Genomic DNA, 7,855 nt, shown 5'->3' with positions numbered 1-7,855 from the left:
ACGGTTCTGTGAGAAGCTTGGGGTGAAAGTCCCCGGGTTTACTCGACGTGTGTCCTGAAGAGGAGATTGCAAAGAAGGGGAGTGAGGTTGGGCAATCAAATCATGCTTTATAAGAGATGAGAGTAGGTCTCTCGGAATCGGTATTCAGGTGCAGGTTCCAAACCGCCTTTAGGTGCTGTACTCAAAAGGTATGGTGCTTAGCATAACAGGAAAAAGCTGATACATCAGCTAGGTAAGTGCTATGAAGCTGAATGAAAATGAATGTTGATTTATAATTAAAACTGGGTTCTTCCGCAATTTTGGGTATAATATATTGAATACTGCTCTTAAAAATGATATACTATGAGCATCTAAAACATGGTGGTGATGCTCATTGACGCGAATGGTAGATTTACAAAATTTCTATCCTAAAGACATCGAAATTACTATGAAATCTGAAACGTCCAGTCAAATTATAATTATCATGAAGTCGAGAACTAAAAGCCAAATATGCCCTAAATGCGGGTGTGAATCAACAAGAAGACATAGCACATATACAAGAAAAGTTATTGATTTACCATTACTGGGGAAAGCAGTATTACTTAACATTACTGCATATAAGTATGATTGTGAAAGGGAATCGTGTGATCAAAAAGTATTTTGTGAAGAACTAAGCGGATTCACAGGTAAATATAGAAGAATGACGTCCAGGTGTGAAGATTTAATCTCCTCAATAGCACTAAATACAAGTTGCGAAGCAGCAGCATCCATATGTAAGCATATGGGGATTTCTGTTAGTGGAGATACTGTTATAAGGATATTATTAAGAAATGTTAATATAGAAGCAAAATGTGGAGATGTAATCGGTGTTGATGATTGGGCATTTAAAAAAAGAGGTAAATATGGAACTATAATATGTGATTGCGAAACTGGTAAACCTGTCGCTTTACTTGATGGAAGAGACGGTATAGAGCTGAAAAAGTGGCTAGAAAGTAACAAACACATAAAGATTGTTAATCGAGATCGGGCTGGTAGCTATGCAAAAGCAATATCTGAAGCATTACCTAATGCAATTCAGGTTGCAGATAGGTTTCACCTTCACCAAAATTTATTGACAGCGGTAAAGGATGCACTAAGAAGTGTTTTGCCTGAAAAAATTGATGTAACAGATTATAGCGATAACTCTTTAAATCAAAACTCCATTCAAGATGAGTCTAAAAAAAACTAAAAAAGCTGATTCTAGGGTCAGCAATAATGAGAGAAGAAGGAAAGAGGAAATTATTCAGATGCAAACCTTATTTGCAGAAGGGTATTCAAAAAAGGAGATAGCTAGAATCTTAAAGACATGGCCTAAGAGAGTGAGAAAATACTTACAGGGTGATCCAGAAAACCTCAGCAAACATGGAAATAAGAATATCAAAAGGCACTCTATTCTTGATGAATATACTGATAAAATTCAAAAAATGCTTTCAGATAAAATGCCATACAAGGATATTTTAGAAGCTTTAAAAAGTGAAGGTTATACAGGTGGTCAAACAATACTTTATTATTACTGCGGTAGCCTTAAGAAAGATATTAATGTTAACACGGATAATAAGTCTAAGGTAATCAAGAGGTTTGTTAAGAAGCAAGATCTAATCAAACATATCTGGTCTAGTAAAGGAATGGATGAAAAAGATAGAATAATTATATATGATAAGTATCCAGATACCTTAATTATTGAAGAATGTGTCAAAGATTTTCGTGATGTGTTTATACAGAAAACTACTTCTTCACTCCATAACTTTATTGAAAAATATATAAAGTGCAGTATAAGCAACTTAAAATCCTTTGCTAATGGCTTGATTAAAGATATTTCTGCTGTAGAGCAAGCTGTAATTAGCCCTTATAGCAATGGAGTTACAGAAGGAAATAATCATAGACTTAAGTTGATAAAGCGGCTCATGTATGGGAGAGCAAAATTACCACTTTTGAGAGCAAAGGTTATACCAAGACCATTTTTTTATACCCGATGATACCCAAAATTGCGGAAGAACCTAAAACTGACCCCCGATTTATAAGTAAAATTGACCTCACAATGCACAACAATAAATAGGACTGTACATAAATTATAAAGAATGATAAAATAGTAGTATATTAAGATTATGTATGATCTTAACTCACCTTTCTGAAGTCTCGTTTCATTTTTAAAATTCATAATTGTAGATTCTTTCAATTATATTAAATGTGTTTAATTGTTTTGCATGCATTTTATTGTGATATATTATGCAATTCTGTAATTATTTTATTTCCCTAAAAAACTTGAAGTTGCGGTACTTAAATAGTAAAATTAGAAATATATATTTTATTAGGCTTTCTTATATTGGCGAAACGCTGAAATTTCAGTGCTTTGCAAATTTAAAGGGGAATAAGTTATGGATAAAAAAACAAGGGTTGCAGTTATTTTTGGAGGACAGTCTACAGAACATGAAGTATCTCGTGTATCGGCAGAGTCTGTAATTAGGAATATAAACAGAGACAAGTTTGAAGTAGTCATGATTGGAATCACAAAAGAAGGTAAATGGCTAAGGTTTAATGGACCTGTTGAAAAACTTGGCAGCGGTGAATGGGAGCAAATTGCATTAGAAGAAAGCTTAGCTGCAAGGCAGAAATGTATATTAGACCAGAGTTTAGCTGGCAGTGGTTCACAAAATGTATTGGCAGAAGCTGCTTCGGCAAGAAGCATTTTTAATGCAGCAGGCGTAGGTGAGGATAACGGTCAAGGGATTGATGTTGTATTCCCTGTCCTGCATGGCTCAAATGGAGAAGACGGTACAATCCAGGGATTATTTGAACTTGCAGGCATTCCATATGTTGGTCCCGGTGTTCTGGCTTCGGCTGTAGGAATGGATAAGGCATATACCAAGATAGTGTTTGAAAAAGAGGGGATTCCTCAGGGAAAATATCTTGTTTTCAATAGAAAAGCACTAAAAGCAAATGTGGATGATGTTGTTTCAAAGGTTGAAGGTACATTGACATATCCCTGTTTTGTAAAACCATCCAACTCAGGATCCTCCGTAGGAGTGGGCAAGGCACGCAACAGGCAGGAGCTTATAGACACTATGGTTGAGGCAGCAAAATATGACAGAAAGCTTTTGGTTGAGGAATTCATTGACGGCAGGGAAGTTGAGTGTGCTGTTCTAGGAAATGATGAGCCAATTGCATCAACTGTAGGAGAAGTAGTTCCATGCAATGAGTTTTATGACTATAAGGCAAAATATATAGACAACAATTCAAGAATAACAATTCCGGCGGATTTACCGGAATCTACTATTAAAGAGATAAGGGACTATGCCGTACGTGCTTTTAAATCGTTGGATTGTGCGGGATTATCAAGGGTTGATTTCTTTGTTCACAAGGGATCAGGCAATGTATATATAAATGAAATTAACACCCTGCCTGGATTTACAAGTATAAGCATGTATCCCAAGCTTTGGGAAGCATCCGGGATTCCATATGATGAACTTATCGAAAGGCTGATAGATCTTGCAGTAGAAAGATTTAATGACAAAACATTATAGTAAAAGGTAAAAAAGCAAATATAAAAGGAAAATAAAGAATAGCTTAAAAAATAAAAAAATGTTTACTGTCGGTAATTTTGGATAAAATGTAGTAATTGGGGGACTAACAAATGGATAACAGACCGATTGGTGTCTTTGATTCTGGGTTAGGAGGTCTTACAGTTTTAAAGGAACTGAAAAGGCTTATACCTACAGAAAGTGTTGTATATTTTGGAGATAGTGGAAGAGCACCTTACGGGACGAAATCAACAGATACTATTATAAAATACACTTTTCAGGATATTAGATTCCTGCTGAATCAGGATATAAAAATGATAGTGATAGCTTGCAATACGGCGAGTGCATGCAGTTTGAAGCTTGTAAAAGACAGTTTTGATATCCCGGTGATAGAGGTAACAGAACCGGGAGCAATAACAGCGGTCAATGAAACAAAAAATAAAAAAATAGGTGTTATTGGTACAGTTGCAACAATTAGCAGCGGTGTATATGAGAGGGCTATATATAGACTGGATAGCTCAATTGAAATAGTGCAAAAGGCTTGTCCCTTATTTGTACCGTTGGTTGAAGAAGGGTGGTGGGAAAACGATATAGCATATAGAATTGCTCAAGAGTATCTTGAACCGATGAAGAAGGAGGGCATAGATACCCTTGTTATGGGATGTACCCATTATCCCATGCTTTACAATACTATTTCAAAGGTTATGGGTGATGATGTAAAGCTTGTGAGTTCAGCCCTTGAGGTTACAAAAGTAGTCCGCAATATATTAGGTGAAATGGACATTATGAGGGATGAACGCATCAGTCCTGTTTACAGGTACTATACCAGTGATAGTGTTGAAAAGTTTGAAAGTCTTGGAAGTGCAATATTAGAAAGTGAAATACACTCAGCTGAAAAAGTTGACATTGAAAAATATTGAGGCGAGTGTTTAAGGCTAAAAGCTTAAGCTAAATAAAAAGTGTATATGATGTAAAAGATAATCACTTTTTTGCATTATCATAATTAAGCCGAATAACTAAAGCTTAAGTTTTTAGCTATACTAAAAGTATTAATAATGTAAAAGATTATCACTTAAAACAAGTATATTTAGAAATGGGAGATGAAGTAGTAAAAATAACAGCAGCCGGATGAGGCTGACTTTGCTGGAGGTGTGCTCTATGAAAAAGTATGTAATTATTTCCGTCAAAGGCACTCAAACTTCGAATAATCAGGATCCAAACATACTTGAGCTTGTTACCGAAGGAAAATACTACAAAAAAGGCAACGCTTACTTCATTACCTATAAAGAGAGCGAAGTTACCGGAATGGAAGGGACTACAACAACCTTGAAAATATCCGATGGAGTTGTTACACTTATGAGGTTTGGGTCTGTAAATTCACAGTTCATATTTGAACAAGGCCAAAAGCATCTTTCATATTACGATACCACATATGGACAGTTTACTGTGGGAGTATATGCAAATGAGGTAGAAGTAAATGTTAATGACGAAGGTGGAGAAATAAAGGTTGATTATCAGCTTGAAATAGATAATAATAAATCTGGAGAAAATGATTTTCATATGTATATTAGAGAGGCAGGACGTATTGATGACAAATGTTATACAGAATTTAACGGAGGAAATTAAAAAGGTTATATCAAAATCTCTTATAAAGGCATATAACGAGGGTGAATTACCCCAGGTAGAAGTGCCTGAAATCACTATTGAAATACCAAGGGAAGAAGAGCACGGCGAATTTTCTACAAATGTAGCCATGCAGATTACAAAGCAGGTTAAAAAGGCACCCAGGCAGACAGCTGAGATAATAATCAAAAATATGGAATTGGAAAATACATATATTGAGAAGGTTGAATGTGCGGGACCGGGGTTTATTAATTTCTATTTAAATGTTAAATGGCTATATGATGCCATACAGGTTATTCAAGCTGAGAGAGAGAACTATGGCAAGATAAATTTGGGTAATGGAGCAAAGGTTATGGTAGAGTTTGTAAGTGCAAACCCTACCGGACCTCTTCATATGGGTAATGCAAGGGGCGGTGCCTTAGGTGATTGTATTGCAAATGTCCTTAAGGCAGCAGGCTATGATGTTACAAAGGAATTTTATATCAACGACGCAGGAAACCAGATTGAGAAGTTCGGTAAATCCCTTGAGGCAAGGTATCTCCAGTTATTGCTTGGAGAGGAAGCGGTGGCCTTCCCGGAAGACGGATACCAGGGTGAGGACATTACCGATCATATGAGGGATTATATTGCTCAAAACGGAGACAAGTTGTTAAATGCCGAGTCATCCGAAAGACAAAGAACTCTTGTAGAGTATGCCTTGCCCATAAATTTGCAGAGAATCCGTACAGCACTTAAGAATTACGGGATAGAGTTTGATGTGTGGTTTTCTGAACAGTCCCTCTATGACAGCGGAGAGCTTCAAGAAACATTGGACTTCATCAAATCAAAGGGCTATGCCATTGAAAAAGAAGGAGCAATTTGGTTTAAGGCTACTGAGTTCGGCATTGAAAAGGATGAGGTAATAGTCAGAAATAACGGATTGCCTACTTATTTTGCATCGGATATAGCCTACCACAAGAATAAATTTTTAAAACGTAAATTTGACAGGGTTATAAACCTTTTAGGAGCCGACCACCATGGACATGTGGCCAGAATGAAAGCTGCTGTGTCGGCAATGGGTATTGATGCCAACAAGCTGGATGTAGTTCTATTCCAGCTTGTAAGGCTGTTTAAAAACGGGGAAGCCTACAGGATGTCCAAAAGGACCGGTAGAGCGGTATCCTTGAATGATTTATTGGAAGAGTTGGGCAAGGATGGCGAAAGAAATGACGAAGAAGCAATTATCTATGGTAAAGATGCAGCACGCTTCTTCTTCAACATGAAGGCTTCCGGCAGTCATTTGGATTTTGATATGAGCCTTGCAGTTGAGAAATCAAATGAGAATCCTGTGTTTTATGTTCAATATGCTCATGCAAGAATATGCAGTATCATAAAGCTTGCTAAGGAACAAGATGGCGTAGAACTGCCGGATATAGGTTCTGTGGATCTGTCGCTTTTAAATAAAAAGGAAGAGCTGGATCTAATAAAGGCTTTGGCACAGTTCCCAGAAGAAATCAGAATAGCGGCCAATACTCTGGAACCCAGCAGATTGACTCGATATGTACTTGACGTTGCAGGATATTTGCATAGTTTTTATAATGCCTGTCGCATAAGGGGAGAAGAGAAAAATGTTATGAAAGCTAGGCTGCTTCTTATTGACAGCACAAGGACTGTAATTCGCAATGTGCTTTCGATTCTTAGTATTAGTGCACCGGAAAAAATGGAACAGAAGCAGTAGAATATAGACAAGTGCCTCAAGGCTGCGTTAGAGCAGCTGACACAGGATAAAAGATCGGTAAATGTTTTCAATAGATAATCAACTGAAGCATAGATTGCAGTTGATTATCTATTTTAATGTCTGCCGATTTTTGCTCTTTTCATGGATCGTACAAAAATATCTCTTTCTTGTTGTAGTGCCGGCTTTGTAGTGGTATAATATTTCTAATTTGCATTGGGTTACATATCCTTTAATGTTATATTAAGGTATTTGCTTTTGATTTATTGGGAGGGTTAATTATGTACAGATTAGCGTTTTTGCTGCAATTCCTCTTTCTTATTGGCGGAATTGCTTATGCAAAAGGGACAACTGTTCCAACTGGTGTTTCCATTATAATAAGTATATCATTTGTTGTAATGGCTATCATTCAGGCCAAACTTGACAAGAATTCATATACAAAAATAACAGTGCTTGCTACATTCATTTACTTGTTTGGAAATCTGGTTTTGGCCAATGTTTTGCCCTTTGGGTTTATGGCGGGAATGGGGGTTTACTTCGTGGCACAGGCTGTCAATATTTATTGCTTTGCTAAGACTTCCAAAGAGTTAAATAAACCTGTTGTTAATAAAGGCTTTATTGCTGGGACTATTGTTTATAGCACTGTGGTGGTCATAGCATGGTGGATATTCTTTGAGCCAACGAAAAATTCTGAGCTGCTCATCTTTATTGCTTTGGTTTATGGTATTTGGCTCGCTGCAATGGCTGCAACAGGGGCTTCTCTTTTCTGCAATAATAAAGTGTATATTTTTACTGCAATAGGTAGCTTCTTCTTTTTGGTGTCGGACTTTATTGCAGGAGCTGCAGATATTGCAGGAAAAGATATTCCTTATAAGGTTAATATCGTCTGGACCACTTATGTTATCGCCATTGGCGGGATCATTTATGGTAAAAATCTGCTGGCAGGCACCAAATATAAAAGTTAATAAAAAGGGTACCTTTG

At 36.8% G+C, this 7,855-nt stretch carries 7 protein-coding genes; all 7 read left to right on the top strand.

Annotated elements, in window-relative coordinates; translation table 11 throughout:
- Positions 1–382 precede the first annotated feature (382 nt).
- The 7 genes from VIO64_RS17190 (at position 383) to VIO64_RS17160 (ending at position 7,838) form a co-directional block, all read left to right on the top strand.
- Positions 383–1,207 (top strand): ISL3 family transposase, encoded by an 825-nt coding sequence (locus tag VIO64_RS17190; protein WP_331920491.1) that lies wholly within the window; start codon positions 383–385, stop codon positions 1,205–1,207.
- Positions 1,188–1,994 (top strand): transposase, encoded by an 807-nt coding sequence (locus VIO64_RS17185; protein WP_331920489.1) that lies wholly within the window; start codon positions 1,188–1,190, stop codon positions 1,992–1,994. The genes VIO64_RS17190 and VIO64_RS17185 overlap by 20 nt, the downstream gene beginning before the upstream one ends.
- A 399-nt stretch (positions 1,995–2,393) precedes the next feature.
- A complete protein-coding gene (locus VIO64_RS17180; RefSeq protein WP_331920487.1) occupies positions 2,394–3,539 on the top strand; it encodes a D-alanine--D-alanine ligase family protein in 1,146 nt (381 codons plus the stop codon).
- 110 nt (positions 3,540–3,649) lie between these two features.
- Positions 3,650–4,456 (top strand): glutamate racemase, encoded by an 807-nt coding sequence (gene murI / locus VIO64_RS17175; protein WP_331920485.1) that lies wholly within the window; start codon positions 3,650–3,652, stop codon positions 4,454–4,456.
- A 238-nt stretch (positions 4,457–4,694) separates the two neighbouring features.
- Positions 4,695–5,162: a DUF1934 domain-containing protein gene (locus tag VIO64_RS17170; protein ID WP_331920483.1), complete on the top strand. Its 468-nt coding sequence runs from the start codon at positions 4,695–4,697 to the stop codon at positions 5,160–5,162.
- Positions 5,125–6,876 (top strand): arginine--tRNA ligase, encoded by a 1,752-nt coding sequence (argS, locus tag VIO64_RS17165; RefSeq protein ID WP_331920481.1) that lies wholly within the window; start codon positions 5,125–5,127, stop codon positions 6,874–6,876. Before VIO64_RS17170 ends, argS begins: the two co-directional genes overlap by 38 nt.
- Positions 6,877–7,154: 278 nt before the next feature.
- Positions 7,155–7,838 carry a lysoplasmalogenase family protein gene (locus VIO64_RS17160; RefSeq protein WP_331920479.1) on the top strand — a complete coding sequence of 228 codons (684 nt, stop codon included), beginning with the start codon at positions 7,155–7,157 and terminating at the stop codon, positions 7,836–7,838.
- Positions 7,839–7,855: the final 17 nt, after the last annotated feature.

It is taken from the genome of Pseudobacteroides sp. (assembly GCF_036567765.1).
In the GTDB taxonomy this organism is placed as follows: Bacteria; Bacillota; Clostridia; order Acetivibrionales; family DSM-2933; genus Pseudobacteroides.
Note: the sequence above shows the minus strand (reverse complement) of the source record. Positions and strands in the feature narration are given on the sequence as shown.